This is a genomic window from Nostoc sp., assembly GCF_036917575.1.
In the GTDB taxonomy this organism is placed as follows: Bacteria; Cyanobacteriota; Cyanobacteriia; order Cyanobacteriales; family Nostocaceae; genus Nostoc.
On sequence record NZ_JBALDC010000039.1, the window covers coordinates 211,400 to 227,572 of the forward strand.

At 40.1% G+C, this 16,173-nt stretch carries 17 protein-coding genes; 10 read left to right on the plus strand and 7 right to left on the minus strand.

The window, feature by feature from the left end; all coding sequences use genetic code 11:
* Positions 1-159: 159 nt before the first annotated feature.
* The 3 genes from V7K79_RS09605 to V7K79_RS09615 are packed head-to-tail and all read right to left on the minus strand — an operon-like array spanning position 160 to position 3,271.
* Positions 160-1,602: an SAM-dependent methyltransferase gene (locus tag V7K79_RS09605; RefSeq protein ID WP_335046963.1), complete on the minus strand. Its 1,443-nt coding sequence runs from the start codon at positions 1,600-1,602 to the stop codon at positions 160-162.
* Positions 1,599-2,261 (minus strand): restriction endonuclease, encoded by a 663-nt coding sequence (locus tag V7K79_RS09610; protein ID WP_335046965.1) that lies wholly within the window; start codon positions 2,259-2,261, stop codon positions 1,599-1,601. The genes V7K79_RS09605 and V7K79_RS09610 overlap by 4 nt, the downstream gene beginning before the upstream one ends.
* Before the next feature lie 26 nt (positions 2,262-2,287).
* On the minus strand, positions 2,288-3,271 hold the full coding sequence (locus V7K79_RS09615; RefSeq protein WP_335046967.1) for a polysaccharide deacetylase family protein: 984 nt from the start codon (positions 3,269-3,271) through the stop codon (positions 2,288-2,290).
* Positions 3,272-4,163: 892 nt separating this feature from the next.
* Between V7K79_RS09615 and cysE the strand changes: the two genes are divergently transcribed.
* From cysE to V7K79_RS09650, 7 genes are all read left to right on the plus strand, one after another.
* Complete coding sequence (gene cysE / locus V7K79_RS09620) at positions 4,164-4,904, plus strand: serine O-acetyltransferase (protein ID WP_335046969.1); 741 nt, start codon at positions 4,164-4,166, stop codon at positions 4,902-4,904.
* 45 nt (positions 4,905-4,949) lie between these two features.
* Complete coding sequence (locus V7K79_RS09625) at positions 4,950-5,177, plus strand: Asr1405/Asl0597 family protein (protein ID WP_335046971.1); 228 nt, start codon at positions 4,950-4,952, stop codon at positions 5,175-5,177.
* A gap of 305 nt (positions 5,178-5,482) precedes the next feature.
* Entirely contained in the window at positions 5,483-5,680 is a 198-nt protein-coding gene (locus V7K79_RS09630) for a DUF2949 domain-containing protein (RefSeq protein ID WP_335046974.1), read from the plus strand.
* Positions 5,681-6,049: 369 nt separating this feature from the next.
* Positions 6,050-7,183: a homocitrate synthase gene (gene nifV / locus V7K79_RS09635; protein ID WP_335046976.1), complete on the plus strand. Its 1,134-nt coding sequence runs from the start codon at positions 6,050-6,052 to the stop codon at positions 7,181-7,183.
* A complete protein-coding gene (locus V7K79_RS09640; RefSeq protein WP_335046978.1) occupies positions 7,170-7,457 on the plus strand; it encodes a nitrogen fixation protein NifZ in 288 nt (95 codons plus the stop codon). Before nifV ends, V7K79_RS09640 begins: the two co-directional genes overlap by 14 nt.
* Positions 7,432-7,635, plus strand: a complete 204-nt coding sequence (gene nifT / locus V7K79_RS09645; protein ID WP_114083693.1) for a putative nitrogen fixation protein NifT — start codon at positions 7,432-7,434, stop codon at positions 7,633-7,635. Before V7K79_RS09640 ends, nifT begins: the two co-directional genes overlap by 26 nt.
* Positions 7,636-7,742: 107 nt before the next feature.
* A complete protein-coding gene (locus tag V7K79_RS09650; RefSeq protein ID WP_335047052.1) occupies positions 7,743-8,291 on the plus strand; it encodes a (2Fe-2S) ferredoxin domain-containing protein in 549 nt (182 codons plus the stop codon).
* A 285-nt stretch (positions 8,292-8,576) separates the two neighbouring features.
* Here the strand turns inward: V7K79_RS09650 and V7K79_RS09655 are convergent, their stop codons facing one another.
* Positions 8,577-9,203 carry a GNAT family N-acetyltransferase gene (locus V7K79_RS09655; protein ID WP_335046980.1) on the minus strand — a complete coding sequence of 209 codons (627 nt, stop codon included), beginning with the start codon at positions 9,201-9,203 and terminating at the stop codon, positions 8,577-8,579.
* Between the two features lie 304 nt (positions 9,204-9,507).
* Here V7K79_RS09655 and V7K79_RS09660 point away from each other — a divergent pair, with 304 nt between their 5' ends.
* Positions 9,508-10,401: an NAD(P)-dependent oxidoreductase gene (locus V7K79_RS09660; protein WP_335046982.1), complete on the plus strand. Its 894-nt coding sequence runs from the start codon at positions 9,508-9,510 to the stop codon at positions 10,399-10,401.
* Positions 10,402-10,744: 343 nt separating this feature from the next.
* Here the strand turns inward: V7K79_RS09660 and V7K79_RS09665 are convergent, their stop codons facing one another.
* Entirely contained in the window at positions 10,745-12,127 is a 1,383-nt protein-coding gene (locus V7K79_RS09665; RefSeq protein ID WP_335046984.1) for a 1-acyl-sn-glycerol-3-phosphate acyltransferase, read from the minus strand.
* Between the two features lie 149 nt (positions 12,128-12,276).
* Between V7K79_RS09665 and V7K79_RS09670 the strand changes: the two genes are divergently transcribed.
* Both V7K79_RS09670 and V7K79_RS09675 read left to right on the plus strand, forming a co-directional pair.
* Positions 12,277-14,088, plus strand: coding sequence for a proline--tRNA ligase (locus tag V7K79_RS09670; protein ID WP_335046986.1), 1,812 nt, complete (start codon positions 12,277-12,279; stop codon positions 14,086-14,088).
* 305 nt (positions 14,089-14,393) lie between these two features.
* Entirely contained in the window at positions 14,394-15,008 is a 615-nt protein-coding gene (locus V7K79_RS09675; RefSeq protein WP_335046988.1) for a GerMN domain-containing protein, read from the plus strand.
* Positions 15,009-15,114: 106 nt separating this feature from the next.
* Here V7K79_RS09675 and V7K79_RS09680 read toward each other — a convergent pair whose 3' ends face one another.
* Both V7K79_RS09680 and accB read right to left on the minus strand, forming a co-directional pair.
* Entirely contained in the window at positions 15,115-15,462 is a 348-nt protein-coding gene (locus V7K79_RS09680; RefSeq protein ID WP_335046990.1) for an ArsR/SmtB family transcription factor, read from the minus strand.
* Positions 15,463-15,524: 62 nt separating this feature from the next.
* Positions 15,525-16,082 carry an acetyl-CoA carboxylase biotin carboxyl carrier protein gene (accB, locus tag V7K79_RS09685; protein WP_335046992.1) on the minus strand — a complete coding sequence of 186 codons (558 nt, stop codon included), beginning with the start codon at positions 16,080-16,082 and terminating at the stop codon, positions 15,525-15,527.
* Positions 16,083-16,173 lie beyond the last annotated feature (91 nt).

A 16,173-nucleotide genomic window follows, 5' to 3' on the forward strand; every position in this document is an offset into this window, starting at 1 on the left:
TGTTAGGATATTCAGGTTATCAATAATTAGAAATTATACCGGACTCTTCAGAAATATGGTTGCATTACAATACAGTTCAGTTGAGCCTCACTTTGTGCAACGGGCGCAGTGGAACAAGCATCTTTATGACAACTAATAATTGTATTGATAAACAGCACATTAAAATACTAACTTTGCTAAAGCTGCCAAGTTTAAGCTATTTAAAATACTAGACTTAATTGGACGTTTTTCATCCCAAAATATTAGAGATGAATAAAAATCTTTCGCCAATGAAGAAGTTAAAAGCTGATATGATTCGTATGCACTTTTCTCATCAAAAAAGCTGAGGAAGTAAACAGTATCATCAAAAATAGCAGGCTTTTCATTTATTTGACCAATTAATCTAAAACTTAATTTTTTGTAAAGTCCACAAATTGCTATTTTCCAAGGTGCAAAAGTATATGAGCCAACACCAAAAATAGAGAATTTAGGGCTATTTTGATAAATTTTACTTTTCCTATTATTTAAAAGACTTTCATGCTTTTCTAAATATGCCCATGTTTTAGGTGCTAATTTTTGTATAGATTCAGTAGACTCGCCAACGAAAGTTTGAGTAACTAAAATATATCGATCAGTCGCTTTTGTTTTATTTTTGGCAACAGAAGAACCTTTAACTAAAGGGAAAATATAAGTTTCTTCGAGTTCATAAGATTCTCCTAGCCCATTTATAAAATAGTCATTATTTTTGCGAAATTCCATTACGCTAGCGCAATCATGCTTAATACCAGAACGCCATTTTGTTTTTGATTGCTTATTGTATAAGCTTTCTACTTTTTTAAATGTAATCAAATCCTTAATAAGAATATTATTCAAATAGCCTACACGAGAGCAAACTGAGCTTGCAAGACTATCAAATACATCACAATAATATTTTTGTGAGTTTGAATCAAATTTACAGAAAAATAAGCAAGCTTCAACAGCAGCATTAAAATATTTCTTAGAATCTATCTTATAAACTGCACAGTAAGCAAGATTTAGCTTTTCAGAATAGATATAATTTAATATTTTTCTAGAAACCGAAGTTTTACAAAGCACCGCTAGAGAACTGTTATCCTTCTGTAAGTATTGTACAAACTGTATGAGCATCCATTCGGATATATCAAAATTACTTTTTCCTGTAATTGCATCTAAACCAGTATGATTTTGAAAATTGCTCTTTTTGGGCAAATTTACGCCCCCAATACTGCCCTGTTGTGAGTTTGTTACCCAAGGTAAATTACCAAGCACTAATATTTCTTCATTTGATTCACCTATTAGTGATAACCAATCTACTTGAAAAAAATCCTCACATTTAATTTCAATCCTTTGGTCATATAAAAACTTTTCTTCTTCTAGAATCTGTCTAAAGTAGTCGAGGTTTAATTCAATTCCTAAAATTTTTTTTGCCGATTCAAAACAAGATGAGGCAGCTTCAACAAAGTTTCCTATTCCACAAGTAGGCTCAATTATAATATGTGGTTTAACACCAAGCTCTACTAGCTTTTTACATACCTGATCGGCTAATTCTATCGGCGTTTGAAAATCACCGTATTCTACTTTAAGTTTCTGAAGAGTACGCATCATGGATTAGCTCTATAAACGGTAATTATACCTTTTTCTTGGCCAGCACGTTCTATCACTCTCCCATACTGAAGCCGCCATTGCAAAGCATTAGAAATTGTCAAAAATCCCTGTAAAGGTGGATTTCTCAATATTTCATCCGCGATGTTACTTGCTTCAAGCTCGTCAACAGGCAAATTGCGGTCGAGCATAAAAGCAATTAGGTCATCTTTATTACCTTCGTTCTCTAAAATACTAGAAATTCCACGTGTCATCTGGAAATCTGCGGTTCTTTCAGCACTTACGTAAATCGTATGCAAAATATTCAGAGTTGCCGTGCGGTTTATACTATTATCTACCTTATCGTAAACAAAGATAAGCAACGAATAGCCAAGCCCAAAAATTTTTTGGCGTGCAGATTTGAATGGGCATGATGATTGTGGTTGTCTAATACTTGTTACCTTCATATCTATAAGCAACCCTGGAAAATCAATACCAATCGCAGAATTACCTTGTATGAAATCATACTTAGCTTTTAAGTAAAGTCTAAATTTCTGTTCTAGGTAAGTTCCGACAGCTTTTCCATCAGTAACACCATATAGCAGAGGTTCTGGATGTTGAGACTCGGCTAATGAAAATATTTCAGCCTCTAAACAGAGGATTTCTGCTGTCAAAATCGGCATAGGTAAAGTGATAATAGATGATATTTTTACCTTTTTTGAGGTACTAATACAGGTAATTTATGAGCATCGGCTGCAAATTTAGCGTGTTGTCCAACAGTTAAAACATTAAACTGACTAGATATCATTTCTAAACTTTTGTTCACTATTGCCAGCTTTTTGTAGGTAGGGACACTCATACCTGGGAAGAATGAGAGTTCTGGTACATCTTCTTGACTTACAAAGTCTGTAGGATGGAGTAGCAGAGAAGGCTGAACGTGTGTAACTTTACACAGCCACAGAGCAATTCGCAGGTAAAGTAATGCCACTTCCGAAGAAAATGTACTCAGAAACATTATGTAACTGAAGTGAATTGGCACTTTAAAAATTGGCATGGTGGTAACGGGAATCTCAGTCAGTTGATTCTTATCTAATTGCCACTGGTAAGGTTTTAGCGGCTGCAAACCTTCTTTAAAACCGCCGAACAGTGCTTCCCGTTTTTTACGTTCTTCCTTGCTCAATTTACAAGTTATTAAATAATATGCTCGTGCTATGGGCCCCAAAAATGTGGGAAAAGTTGAAGCATCATATTCGTATCCCCGGCGCGCTAAGACTTTCAATACTGCTGGAGAAAAACTGTATCCTGGGCCCCGAAAGCCAATAGGATGTTGATGAGTGACGCGTTTGATATGTTCTTCGGCGAGTGCCACTTCTTGTTCAATCTCATTCTCGGAATACAAATGTAGCCAAGGATCGTGATAAAATGAATGGTTGCCAATTTCGTGACCGGCATTAGCGATCGCTTGTATTGCCTTAGTATTCTTTTCCAACGCTGCATCTTGACCGACAATGAATACTGTGATTGTCAAATCCCATTGTTGGAGAATATCTAAAAAACGAGGTACGGCGATATCTAGGTAAGAAGGATACGTCTCCCAACCCGGAGCGCCCTGATTTTTTAAATAAGACCAAATATTATCTAAATCTAAAGAAAGACTGGCTATTGGTTTATTTTTTTTTTGCTTAATTTTCATTATTATTTCAAGTATTTAGACAATTTTCAGCGTAAATTATATTATTAGATTTGAATTTTATCAGTAAAGTTCCATAGTTCAATTCGGGCTGATTTTAGAATCAACCTCAAGCCAGAATATTTGCATTTCCTCCTCTTCAAAATAAAGAGTTATTTTTAGGAGCAGCATTTCCTAGACATTACCCAGATTATGAGGCAGATTTATATTTGCTTTTCTAAAAAATATTCCCGATAAATTAGATAATGATTTTTCCGCGCTCCTTTAATATCGATTTTATTGAACCTTTTAACAAGTTTTTACCCTGATATTTAATTACTGGTCATTAGTATATTATAACCAAGATCCATATCAATTTACACAAGTAGTTTTTAGCGATCGCTATTCCCACACATCTATATAATGAGAAAATAGTCACGATGAGCGATAACTATATTTTGAAACGTATATACACATACAGACAGCAAATCCTAAAAGAAAATAAAGAAATCTGTCTTTCGTCTAACCAAATAATAGGATACTAATAGTAGTAGCATATACAAAAAATGTATTTGTAACTTTATCTAAATCAGATTTGAGTGCATCTGAGTACAGCTTAATATATTGCAAAATATCTTGATAAAATCTTAGCAAAGGCTTACGGATAAAGTTTCTTGTAGCGTGAACATAAATTCTTAACCCCCGCGCCAAAAATACTAGTACCCCCATCGTTAAATACTAGCGCCCCTACCCCCAGATAGATTTTAACTTTATGTTAAGTCGGGGTTTTGGCATTTGAGTACAACCTTAATCAATCCAATAAATCCAATCAGCATTGGGTTTTCTATCGAGTTGGATGTCACCTGATATAAGCATAAAAATAGCAGATGACTCATCTACCAGATAGACATTACCGATGCAACAGTCTTTAGACAGTCTTAATAATTCCCCAAGTACCAAAACGCAGGATTCTACGCGCACATCCATGCTGAAAAATCTCCTCTCTGGCGTTTTTTTTAAGCCATTATTGAGTGATTTTCGCATTATCTTTGAACGCGATCCCGCAGCACGTAATTGGCTAGAGGTAGTATTTTGCTACCCTGGATTGCACGCGCTATGTTTGCATCGTCTTGCTCACTGGTTACATAATCGAGGAGTCGGTTTTATCCCCCGTTTAATTTCTCATTTGGGGCGATTTTTGACCGGAATTGAAATTCACCCCGGTGCAGAAATTGGTCAAGGCGTGTTTATCGACCACGGAATGGGTGTTGTCATTGGTGAAACTGCGATCGTCGGCGACTATACACTGATTTATCAGGATGTCACCCTTGGCGGAACTGGTAAAGAAACTGGTAAGCGTCATCCCACAGTGGGGAAAAATGCAGTGATTGGGGCGGGTGCAAAAGTTTTGGGTAATCTGCAAATTGGCGATCGCGTCCGTATTGGTGCAGGTTCCATTGTCTTACGGAATATCCCCAACGACTGCACAGTTGTGGGCGTTCCCGGTCGAATTATTTCTCGCAACGAAAGCGCTAACCTTTCTCCTTTAGAACATGGAAAGCTACCCGATATGGAAGCAACCGTGATTCGTTCTTTGCTCTCGCGCATTGAGCAACTCGAAAAACAATTGCAAATTTTAGGCGTTAAGAGTCATTAATCATTTGCAAAGAACAACTGACACCTGACAACTGACTAATGACAAATGACAAATCATATTTTGCAGATTCCTTTGAGCGATCGCTGGCAAATCTATCACCGCTTGCAAGAGTTAAAAATTCAGAGTTGCTGTCCCCCCGATGGTTCTTTACGAGTGCAAGTGAACAATTTAGTCGAAGCAATTCTAATTCGCAGTACAGTTATGCAGTTTCTTGCTTCTCGTCACGAATTATTAGAGTGGCTAGAGCGTTGCTGGCATTATAGCGAACGGTAGAGACGCTACTCGTCGCGTCTGTTCAAGACACTGTTAATCTTGAATTCATGACGCAAGTACTGGACTTCATCCTTTTTGTTCACTGATGCACAAAGCTCAAATAGGTTTAGAGTTTGAAGCTACTGTCTGCTAGCAGAATTTGTTGCAGACTGAGATGAATTAGACGGAGTTTAGATTTTGTTAGGTCTACTAAATCTGAAATTTTCCTGACATATAGCAACAATTAAAAAGGCGAAATTCCTAAATATAAATTGGAATCTCCAATTTTTAATTTTTTCTCAAATTAAGAAATTGAAAGTTCGATTATGCCAACTCGAAACAGAGATATAAAACTCCTCAATTTTTTGCACAATGAACTTGAACTTTCAAATGCCGATATTGCTGTAGCTCTGCGACATCGTGAATCAGAAAATGGCCCACTACCAATGCTCCTCTGGCAATATGGTTTCGTTGATTTGGAGCAGCTAGGAAAAATTTTTGATTGGCTAGCAGACCAAACTTAGTGAATTTGTACCCATTAGCTTTGAGTACCATTACCTGCCTAAATACAACAAAATGCACTAGAAAAGATGAGGTTACGAAGATGATTACATCCTTAATTGCTGGATTATGTGTATTACTTTGTTCAGGATTTGCTAATAGTTATATTAGTTCATTGCTAATCGAAGACATTTCAAATGACATCGGTAAAAACAATTAGTAAATTATACATTGTTTTAGTTCCCTGCCATACAGATGTGATGCTACTAATCGGGCAATAATAAAGGATCATGTATCCTACTTATGAATTGTGATATTTTTAGCATTTACCATCACTGGGGATTGTAGAGGGAAAGGATATTAAGAATACTTCCAAGAGAGGGATATTTGCAATGAATCAAATCATAATTAATGACACTACATTACGTGATGGCGAACAAGCAGCAGGTGTTGCCTTTACTCTACAAGAAAAAGTAGCGATCGCTAAGTTTCTCGATGCCATTGGGATACCAGAATTAGAAGTGGGTATACCAGCAATGGGTGACGAAGAAACCCGTGCGATCGCCGCAATCTCTCACTTGGGTTTACAAGCAAAACTCTTGGGCTGGAACCGTGCTGTCATCTCAGATATCAAGGCTTCCATCGCCTGTGGTTTGGACAGGGTGCATATTGCTATTCCCGTCTCTGGTATCCAAATTGCCGCTAAGTTTCACGGTCAGTGGCGAGTAAGTTTACAAAAACTCAAAGACTCAATTAACTTCGCCCTCGATCGAGGTCTTTGGGTAGCAGTCGGCGGCGAAGATTCTTCTAGGGCTGATGAAAATTTCCTCTTAGATGTAGCACTTTATGCCCAAGAATGGGGTGCATCCCGGTTTCGCTTCTGCGACACTGTAGGAGTTCTTGACCCCTTCACCACCTACACCAAAGTCCAACGGCTGGTTTCAGCGTTGACGATTCCCCTAGAAATCCACACGCATAATGATTTTGGTCTGGCAACTGCTAATGCCCTTGCGGGTATCAAAGCCGGAGCATCATCAGTAAGTACCACAGTTAACGGATTGGGTGAAAGGGCAGGAAATGCCGCATTAGAAGAAGTTGTCATGGCAATCAAGCGCATCTACGGCGTTGATTTAGGTATTAACACTTCCAGTTTGCTGGAACTATCTCAATTAGTAGCAGGTGCATCCGGTGCAGATTTACCACCTTGGAAAGCGATCGTTGGCGAAAATACCTTTGCTCATGAATCTGGTATCCATGCTCACGGAGTATTGCAAAATCCCACTACCTACGAACCATTTGCTCCCGAAGAGGTGGGTTGGCAACGGCGTTTAGTAGTAGGTAAACATTCTGGACGGCATTTAGTTGCTAACTTGTTAGAACAGCATGGAATTTTCTTGAACTCCCAAGAAACCCAATCTGTTTTAGACGCAGTGCGCCATCAATCGGTACAGAAAAAACGTAGTTTGACGACAGAAGAACTATTGAATTTGGCCAGAGAACAGAGGTACTCTCATGCAACGCGATGAATTAGAACTAAACTTGCCACCTGCTTTTGAAATTGGTGCAAAAGTTAGAGTTCGGAAACTGCTCAAAAACGATGGTACCTTTCCTGGTAAAGAAGTTGGGCAAGTTTTAGTGAATAAAGGAGATATCGGCTACGTATCAAGTATAGGCACATATTTGCAGACTTCCTATATATATGCTGTGCATTTCTTAGAAACAGGGTTTGTCGTCGGCTGTATGAAAAAAGAACTAGAATCTGTTGAGGAATCTCATGAAAGTAATGCTACGCATGAATGACGCCGGCACTTTAGTAGTTTACGTTGCTAAAAAAGACCTGGAAGAAGAAGTCGTCAAACAAACCGATGGAAATGATGGCAAGATTCTCACCCTAGCAAATGGTTGGGAATTAGAATTTCGTGATTTGCCAGACACAGCAAATTTACCTCAAACAGTAGAAGCTAAACGCCTTGCTTAAAAAGACTGGGTACTGGGGACTAGGGACTAGGAAATAAATATTTAGGAATATCTCAGTACCCAATCCCCAATTCCCAATCCGCAATGTCCAATAACTTTTTATCAATCATGGGTAACAAATATTTGACATTATCAGAATTGAACCTTGAAGGACAGTTAACAGGTTTTGTTGGTGGTGAACCAGGAAAATATAAATATTTGCAATTAGCAGTTCCATCTGGAAATGTAGAAATTAAACTGCCTAAAGAGTTACGCCGTTCTCTAAGTTCATCTTTAGTTCCCGGTCAGCGAGTTCGTGTTTGTGGTCATAGTAAGGTAGATTCGCGCACAAGTAAAATAAAAATTAAAGCCTATCGGGTAACACCAATTGATGCGTGTCCAAAGCAAGACTTACCACCTCAACCCAAAGCGAAGATTATGGTATGTCAAAAGGGTGGTTGCCTCAAACGTGGTGGTAAAGGTTTATTATCAGAATTAGAAAAAACTTTGTGCGATCGCGGTTTGCTAGACAAAGTTAACATTGAACATACTAGTTGCCAAAAATGCTGTGGCAGCGCTCCCAACTGTGTTTTACAGCTTGGTAACAAGAAATACAAGAATATTCATCCGGAAGCGATCGCATCTTTGCTAGAAAGTCACTTAACTTCAGAGCAATAAACTTCTCTAGCTTTTCTTAAAATAATACATAAATTTGTAGGGGTAAAATTTTTACCTCTATTTTTGTTGGTATAGTAAGACAAAGCTAATTTTCACGCATGACAAGAGCGAAGTTGAAACGACCCGACTAAATATGAAACTGTATGAATTTGATTTGTTATTTCGCTTTTAACTATTTCGGTTTCAGAGCGTTTTAGAAAATCTTCCATTCATTTAAACTTACTTAAAAAAATTGCTTTTTCCAATTTAAAAACGTAATATTTAACGCTTTAAAAGCTGTATTAGTTAAACTCGAAGTAGTAAAAACCCATTCGTTAAAGCTTCATTCCAAAGAGGTGAATTTTGTATTTTTGCCAGAGAAACAGGTGGATTTACAGATTGTGTGGTTATGTCGCCATCAGTCAAGAAAGATGACTCTGCTTGTAAAGATAATTGCCACAAACCTATATCATGCCACTGATCAAATTTATAGCCAACTCGACGCAAGATACCTATAGGCGAAAAACCAACAGACTCATGTACAGCTACGCTTGGTTGATTGGGTAAAGCGATCGCGGCAACAACGTTATAAAATCCTTGGAGTCGCAGCAATTTCAACAGAGAACTATACAAAGCTTTAGCAATTCCTTTTCTGCGATAATTAGCACTGACATACACAGATGATTCCACAGACCATTGATAAGCAGCACGGGTACGGTAAGGGCTAGCGTAGGCGTAGCCTACAACCTCTTGATTAATTTCGCAAACTAGCCAAGGCATCTGCTGTTGATAGCTTTTGATCCGCTGTTGAAACTCTGTTTCACTTGGTGGTTCTACTTCAAAAGAAGTTGCAGTTTCCCACACAATTGGCGCATAAATTGCCAGCATTTGTAGAGCATCATTTTCATTAACTAGTCTGATTACTGCCTTCATTGCAATACTTGCCTTCTCCCAAGCCAACTTAACTATAAAGCGGTTCCTACTCCCCAAGCAACACTGACTCATAACCTGTAATTATAATTGCTGGTTTCCAACCTTCTGCGTAGAAAAGCTAGGACAAATCAAAATACATCTGCTTTTTGAATCATCAGGTAACTTGCTTCCTGAGAATAATATATGGTAAATTCCTATTTAGATAACTACGGTAATTATATCAATTTACCGTGGTTATCTCATGACTCAATCACCAAAGTCAGCGTATTAGCCAAAAGCTGAATGACAGATAATCAAGCTTTCCATGCAAATTCAAACAGTTGGTATTTTAAGCCCGGGTGACATGGGACAGGCGATCGCATCTGTTCTTAATCAAAATGGATTGAAGACCATTGCTGCCCTGGACGATCGCAGTCCTAGAACTCGGCAATTAGCCGCCGCAGCCAATATCGAAGATGTGGGTTCTCTCAGACAACTAGTAATTGAATCTGATGTGGTCTTATCAGTGCTAGTCCCCGCCGCCGCAATAGAAGCAGCGAATCTTGTAGCTGAGGTAATAGGCAATGTGGGGAAACAGATTCTGTACGTTGATTGCAATGCAGTTGCACCCCAAAAAGTAAAACGTATTGCCCAAGTCATCGAGTCAGTGGGAGTCACATTCGTAGATGCCTCAATTATTGGCCCACCTCCCAGAGTTCCTGGTCGTACCCGCATCTATGCTTCAGGAAAACAGGCCGTTGAATTTCAACAACTGCAAAATTATGGGTTGGATATACGAGTAATTGGCGATGAAATTGGTCAAGCTTCTGGATTGAAGATGTCTTACGCCGCCTTGACAAAAGGACTGACAGCGATTGGTACAGAATTACTGATTGCCGCTCATCGCTTAGGCTTGGATGAGCAACTATGGGAAGAAGTATCTAGCAGCCAACCGGAACTTGCTGCTATACTCACCCGTTCCATTCCATCCATGACACCAAAAGCACATCGTTGGATAGGGGAAATGGAAGAGATTGCCGAAACTTTTCAGGAGGTAGGTCTGACTGAGCGCATTTTCTACGGAGCAGCTGATGTTTACCGCTTGGTGAAGGATACATCTTTGGGTAAAGAAACACCAGAAGAGTCTAACAGCGATCGCCCCTTGAGAGAAATTATTAATGCTCTTTCCGACGAAACTGCATCAAACGAAAGCTTGTAACTCGACTCAGGTTTAACAAGATGAGTGAAATTCGTGCTTTTGCTGTGAATTTTTTGTAAGTTATGGACAAAATTAAATTAGTTATTTTTGATTGTGATGGTGTTCTAAGAATTCTCTTCCGGATTTTTATTAACCAACAATAACTTTGTTGTGGTTGATTAATCTTTATTAACCCTCTGTTGTCACCAAGGAGTAGGTTTTCGGGATGCTATTTTTAGCACTACACATCTTTTGTGCTTAATACATGATAGCTATCTAATCAAAAATGCCCTTGCTAAAAATAAAAAGTAAGGGCGTTGAAATGCTTTATTATGGTTACTAGCAAAAAATGCAACCCTTTTAATCAAATCAAATTTTCTAGCGCGTGTTGTAAATCATTCGTCGCATCAGCAACAGCTTGCCTAGCACTTAAACGATTTTCCTTATAGGCTGGGTAACGCTCAGAAATAGATATCGGTTTACCCACAGTAATTTTTACTTTTTGCTTACCCAATTGCGGACGCTGTACACCTTTATCGCCTGTGATTTTAGCAATCATTTGCCATAAAATTAAAATTGTCTCTGCAAACCTTTCTACTGTGGGATTTTCACGAATATAATTACCAGAAATAGCGACAAAACTTTCTACTAAACGCATGTGCCACATCCTTGCATTCGCTTCTTCAGCAATGCGATCGCCTAAAGCTCTTTCAACAGCAGATACTCCTTTTACATCCTTAAAATCTTCTCTAAATATATAATTCCACCCTGCTTGTTCTACCCGCCGACATCGGTCACTTAAAGTACCTTTTGACTGCAAATCAAAATACTGTTCTGATATTAGTAGCGCTGCATTTAATAAAGCTTGTAAACGAATTGCCAATGCTTCATTTCTATTTTCGATTTCTTTTCCTACTGTTTTGACATCTGTAAGCTTTAGATGATAAAAGCGCGTATAAAATCTTTCCATCAGCGAAAGTAAATGTTCAGCCAAAGTCAACAACCGGGGATAAAGCGATTCTATAGAAGCACTTTCTGCTGCATTCACAGGTAAACCACTAGCTGCTTCCAATTCACTTAAAAGATTAGCGATCGCATCCCAAGGAGCATCAACATAACTATATTTAATTCCAACTGGTACAATTAGAACCTGTTGGTCGCTTCCAGCTTTGTGCAAATCTTCAGCACACCAAAAGCCTAATTGGGCGATACCAGGTTCTAAGGGGCTAATATTTTCTGATAAACCATTGGTAGCACCTTCTGGCGCAGCTGCCATCGGGAATTTTCCATTAACAAACAACTCACGCGCCGAACGTAACCCCGTCCAGTCAGCCTTACCTCGCTGAATCGGAGTACCGCCTAAATGAGAAGCAATCCAGCCCACGTGGGAACCTGCCCAGAGAGGAATGCCGCGATCGTAGATAAAATGAGCGTGAATGGGAAATTGTAGTGTTGTACCTTGCGATCGCGCTATCTTTGGTACAAGTTGAGACAGCAAGTAACCCAAACAAAACGGATCGTCTGTTTTCGGATGGCGAAACGCCAGCAGAAAACGGATCTTACCCTCCTGAAACTGGCGATAGAGATCCACCAGAACCTCTACGTTGTCTGCTTCAATTTCAGTAATAGATGTTTGCCAGTTTATCCAACTGGGTAGCAACAGATGGACGACTCGTAGAAATAAAGGGTTAAACGCCGGCGGAATAAATTCTAAAGGTGCCTGTGCTTGATAAATTACATCTGCCAAGGTAGTTCTCTCCTAAAGTTGCGATAAAAAAGGCGGAAAGCTATAAGTAAAAATGAAAAATAAATAACGCTGTGTACTTTGTACTTCATCCTTAATACTTCATACTTTAGTTGACATAGAAATTAGCGATCAAAGAAAGGCTATAAACGATGCGACTGTCACAAATGTTATTCGTTACACTCCGGGACGATCCAGCTGATGCTGAGATTCCCAGCCATAAATTATTACTCCGTGCAGGTTACATTCGTCGCATCGGTGGTGGGATCTATGCTTATCTGCCGTTAATGTGGCGAGTACTACAAAAAGTTTCCCAGATTGTGCGGGAGGAAATGAACGCTACAGGCGCACAAGAATGTCTTTTACCACAATTACAACCTGCTGATTTATGGAAAGAATCGGGACGCTGGGATACTTACACCAAAGCTGAGGGGATTATGTTTTCCCTGATTGACCGCCGCGAGCAACAATTAGGATTAGGCCCAACTCATGAGGAAGTAATTACAGCGATCGCTCGTGATATGATTCGCTCTTATCGCCAGCTACCGTTGCACCTCTACCAAATTCAAACCAAATTTCGTGACGAAATTCGTCCCCGCTTTGGTTTGATGCGCGGACGGGAATTTATCATGAAGGATGGTTACTCCTTCCATACTGATGAAGCCAGCCTTAAAGAAACTTACCAGGATATGTATAAAGCCTACAGCAATATCCTACGGCGTTCTGGTTTGGCTTTTCGGGCAGTGGAAGCTGATTCTGGTGCAATTGGTGGTTCTGGTTCCACAGAATTTATGATTTTGGCAGAAGCTGGTGAAGACGAAGTTCTCTACACTGAAGATGGTAAATACGCTGCTAACGTAGAAAAGGCTGTTTCTTTACCAATTGACGCCGAAACCTCACGGTTTACAACCTACGAGAAACGGGATACACCTGGAACAGAAACGATTGAAAAGGTGTGTCAACTCCTTAACTGTTCTCCCACTCAATTGGTAAAAAACGTACTTTATCAGACAGTTTATGATAATGGTGTAACGGTGTTAGTTCTGGTGAGCATCCGAGGCGATCAGGAAGTTAATGAAGTCAAATTGCAAAATGAATTGACCAAACTAGCTGCTGAGTATGGCGCTAAAACTATTATTAGTTTGAATGTACCAAATGTAGAAGCCCAGCAAGCATGGACAACTAAATCTTTGCCTTTAGGTTACATTGCGCCAGACATCGCAGATGAGTATATTACCGCTAATAAACAGATCCATCCCAAGTTTTTGCGCTTGGTAGATCAAACAGCCGTTGATTTAAAAAACTTTGTTACAGGCGCGAATGAAGCTGGTTATCATGTAGTTGGTGCTAATTGGAATGAGCAATTTACACTGCCTATTATAGTAGATATACGTAAGGCAAGACCAGGCGATCGCGCCATCCATAATCCCGAACAAACCTTAGAAAGCGCCCGTGGAATTGAAGCAGGTCACATCTTCCAATTAGGCACTAAATATTCCCAAGCGATGGGTGCAACTTATACTAATGAGCAGGGTGAAGAAAAGCCGCTATTTATGGGTTGTTTTGGCGTAGGTGTATCACGATTAGCACAAGCTGCCGTAGAGCAATCTTACGATAAAGATGGGATTATTTGGCCAGTTGCGATCGCACCTTACCACGCGATCGTCACAATTCCCAACATAAAGGATGCTCAACAAATTGAAACCGCTTTAAATATTTACACAGAACTCAATTCCAGGGGAATTGAAACCCTACTAGATGACCGCGACGAACGTGCGGGAGTCAAATTTAAAGATGCTGACTTGATTGGCATACCTTATAGAATTGTAACCGGGCGGGCGATCGCTAATGGCAAAGTTGAAGTTGTAGAAAGAGCCACCCGTAAATCTCAAGAAATTGCCATTGATGAAGTGACAACAACACTTCATAAGTGGATTACGGAAGCAATAGGGCATAGGGCATAGGGCATGGAGAAGAGATAAGGTAGATAAGCAAGAGGAGGGAGAAGGGAGAGACTTGTTCAATAATTCTCCCTTGTCCAGACGCGATGAATCGCGTCTCTACTTCTAACTCCCCATAATTTACATAATCTGGTAGGTGACTGATTAAAAATAAAAATTCTAAAATTAGATTGGGGATTTATAGAATTAAAAGCCATCAACAAGTCTCCTCTAGATTGTGGGAAACTCTCTACTTATAAGTATCGTCTTTAACCAGGCTGCTCCTCACATAACTACCATATCAGCCCTCAGTTAGGAAGGTTTTGAACATGAAAGACCAACAAGGATCTAATCGTATTTCTTCAGGCGTAATTGCAGCCGTGTCAGCAGCGGTTGTAGCGGTGGGTGGCGGTGTAGCTTGGTTTACCACACAATCGAGCAATACTCCTACACCGTCAAACCCCTCTGCGCACATCGATCAACCTGCACAGCCATCAACTAGGCAGCCAGCTAATGAGCAAACCCCTAATGTTTATTGGCTCAGATCAAAAGACAATAGTATTGCTTTGGTTCCCCAACCTGTTAAAGTCGCTTCTATTCGACCCAATCAGCCTTTAGAAGCAGCTTTCCAGAGTTTGTTAGCAGGCCCACCAACACAAGGGACAGATTCAACAACTATCCCTAAAGAAACTAAGCTATTGGGATTGAAGGCGGAAAATAACGAGGTTCACGTTAATTTATCTGAAGATTTTACCAGTGGTGGTGGTAGCACCTCAATGATGGGGCGCGTCGGACAAGTTGTTTATACTGCGACAAGTTTAAATCCCAAAGCCAAGGTATACATCGACGTGAACGGCAAACCATTGGATGTTTTAGGCGGCGAGGGTTTAGAGTTACAACAACCGCTAACTCGCGAACAGTTTCAGAAAGATTATCCGCTTTAGTCATTAGTCATTGGTCATTGGTCATTAGTTTTTCACAAAATGACATAGACGCGCCACTGGCTTCCCGCAGGGTAGGACAAAGGATAAATGACAAATGACAACTGACCTAACGCTTGGTATTTAACACACGAAAATTACGGGCTTGCTGCTCTAACCTTGTGGCAAGGCGATCGCAAACCCGATTACACAAATCAAAAATCATTTGATCTTCCACCCGGTAATAGGCGCAAGTTCCTTCACTGCGGCGGCTAAGAATACCTGCTTGCCACATTACCTTCAGATGTTTTGATACATTTGCCTGAGAAGTCTGTGTTGCCTCTACCAACTCTTGCACGCATTTTTCTTCATCCCGTAATAAGTGTAGCAGCCGTAGGCGCATTGGCTCACTTAACAGGCTGAAGTATTCAGCTACTTGTTGCACCACTTCTGGTGGTAAAGGCAACGTTTGTTTCATCAGGATTAACCCGCAAGGACTGAAAGTTTTAACAATGACTCACATCATATATACATTAATACTTAATCAGGGTTAATTCGCATCAAAGGTTGACCATATTCTACAGCGTCGCCATTTTGGAGGAGAATTTCCATCACCTGTCCAGAGACTTCGGCTTCGATTTCATTCATCAACTTCATGGCTTCAATGATACAGACTGTTTGACCCTTGCGGACGCGATCGCCTACTTCCACAAATGCCGCTTCCCCAGGCGCAGGAGCGCGATAAAACGTTCCGACCATTGGGGAAGGCACTTCTACTAATCTTTGGTCAATAGTTGAGGGAGGATTTACTGACAACTGCATTTGTGTGCTGGTTCCAGTATTCTCAAATACACGAGATGTGGATACCTCCGTCACCTGACTTCCACTCGTCTGGGTTCCCCCAGATGAACCCAATGTCAAGCCTGAACCTACCACACCGCCTAAAGTCCCTTGACCTCCTGACAACATCTGATTGCTAACGCTCACAGCCTTACGGACTGTTAGCTCAAAATCATCGCTTTTGAGCGTGACTTCTGCAATATCTGTTTGTGCGATAGTTACCAGAAGTTGGCGGATTTCATTAAAGTCCAATGGCACAGTTTTTATTACCTCGACCTATCCGTAAATGAGCATCTTAAGTGTGGCAGGGAATTAATCCCTATGTAGGGATCTCAATTGGGAGCAAGCA

Excerpts from the sequence above, each read along its gene's own strand:
- nifT (WP_114083693.1), top strand. The coding sequence starts at position 7,432 with ATGAAAGTAATGCTACGCATGAATGACGCCGGCACTTTAGTAGTTTAC.
- V7K79_RS09670 (WP_335046986.1), top strand. The coding sequence starts at position 12,277 with ATGCGACTGTCACAAATGTTATTCGTTACACTCCGGGACGATCCAGCT.
- cysE (WP_335046969.1), top strand. The coding sequence starts at position 4,164 with ATGCAACAGTCTTTAGACAGTCTTAATAATTCCCCAAGTACCAAAACG.
- V7K79_RS09680 (WP_335046990.1), bottom strand. The coding sequence starts at position 15,462 with ATGAAACAAACGTTGCCTTTACCACCAGAAGTGGTGCAACAAGTAGCT.
- V7K79_RS09615 (WP_335046967.1), bottom strand. The coding sequence starts at position 3,271 with ATGAAAATTAAGCAAAAAAAAAATAAACCAATAGCCAGTCTTTCTTTA.
- V7K79_RS09610 (WP_335046965.1), bottom strand. The coding sequence starts at position 2,261 with ATGCCGATTTTGACAGCAGAAATCCTCTGTTTAGAGGCTGAAATATTT.
- nifV (WP_335046976.1), top strand. The coding sequence starts at position 6,050 with ATGAATCAAATCATAATTAATGACACTACATTACGTGATGGCGAACAA.
- V7K79_RS09650 (WP_335047052.1), top strand. The coding sequence starts at position 7,743 with ATGGGTAACAAATATTTGACATTATCAGAATTGAACCTTGAAGGACAG.
- V7K79_RS09625 (WP_335046971.1), top strand. The coding sequence starts at position 4,950 with ATGACAAATCATATTTTGCAGATTCCTTTGAGCGATCGCTGGCAAATC.
- V7K79_RS09675 (WP_335046988.1), top strand. The coding sequence starts at position 14,394 with ATGAAAGACCAACAAGGATCTAATCGTATTTCTTCAGGCGTAATTGCA.
- V7K79_RS09605 (WP_335046963.1), bottom strand. The coding sequence starts at position 1,602 with ATGATGCGTACTCTTCAGAAACTTAAAGTAGAATACGGTGATTTTCAA.
- V7K79_RS09630 (WP_335046974.1), top strand. The coding sequence starts at position 5,483 with ATGCCAACTCGAAACAGAGATATAAAACTCCTCAATTTTTTGCACAAT.
- V7K79_RS09655 (WP_335046980.1), bottom strand. The coding sequence starts at position 9,203 with ATGAAGGCAGTAATCAGACTAGTTAATGAAAATGATGCTCTACAAATG.
- V7K79_RS09660 (WP_335046982.1), top strand. The coding sequence starts at position 9,508 with ATGCAAATTCAAACAGTTGGTATTTTAAGCCCGGGTGACATGGGACAG.
- V7K79_RS09640 (WP_335046978.1), top strand. The coding sequence starts at position 7,170 with ATGCAACGCGATGAATTAGAACTAAACTTGCCACCTGCTTTTGAAATT.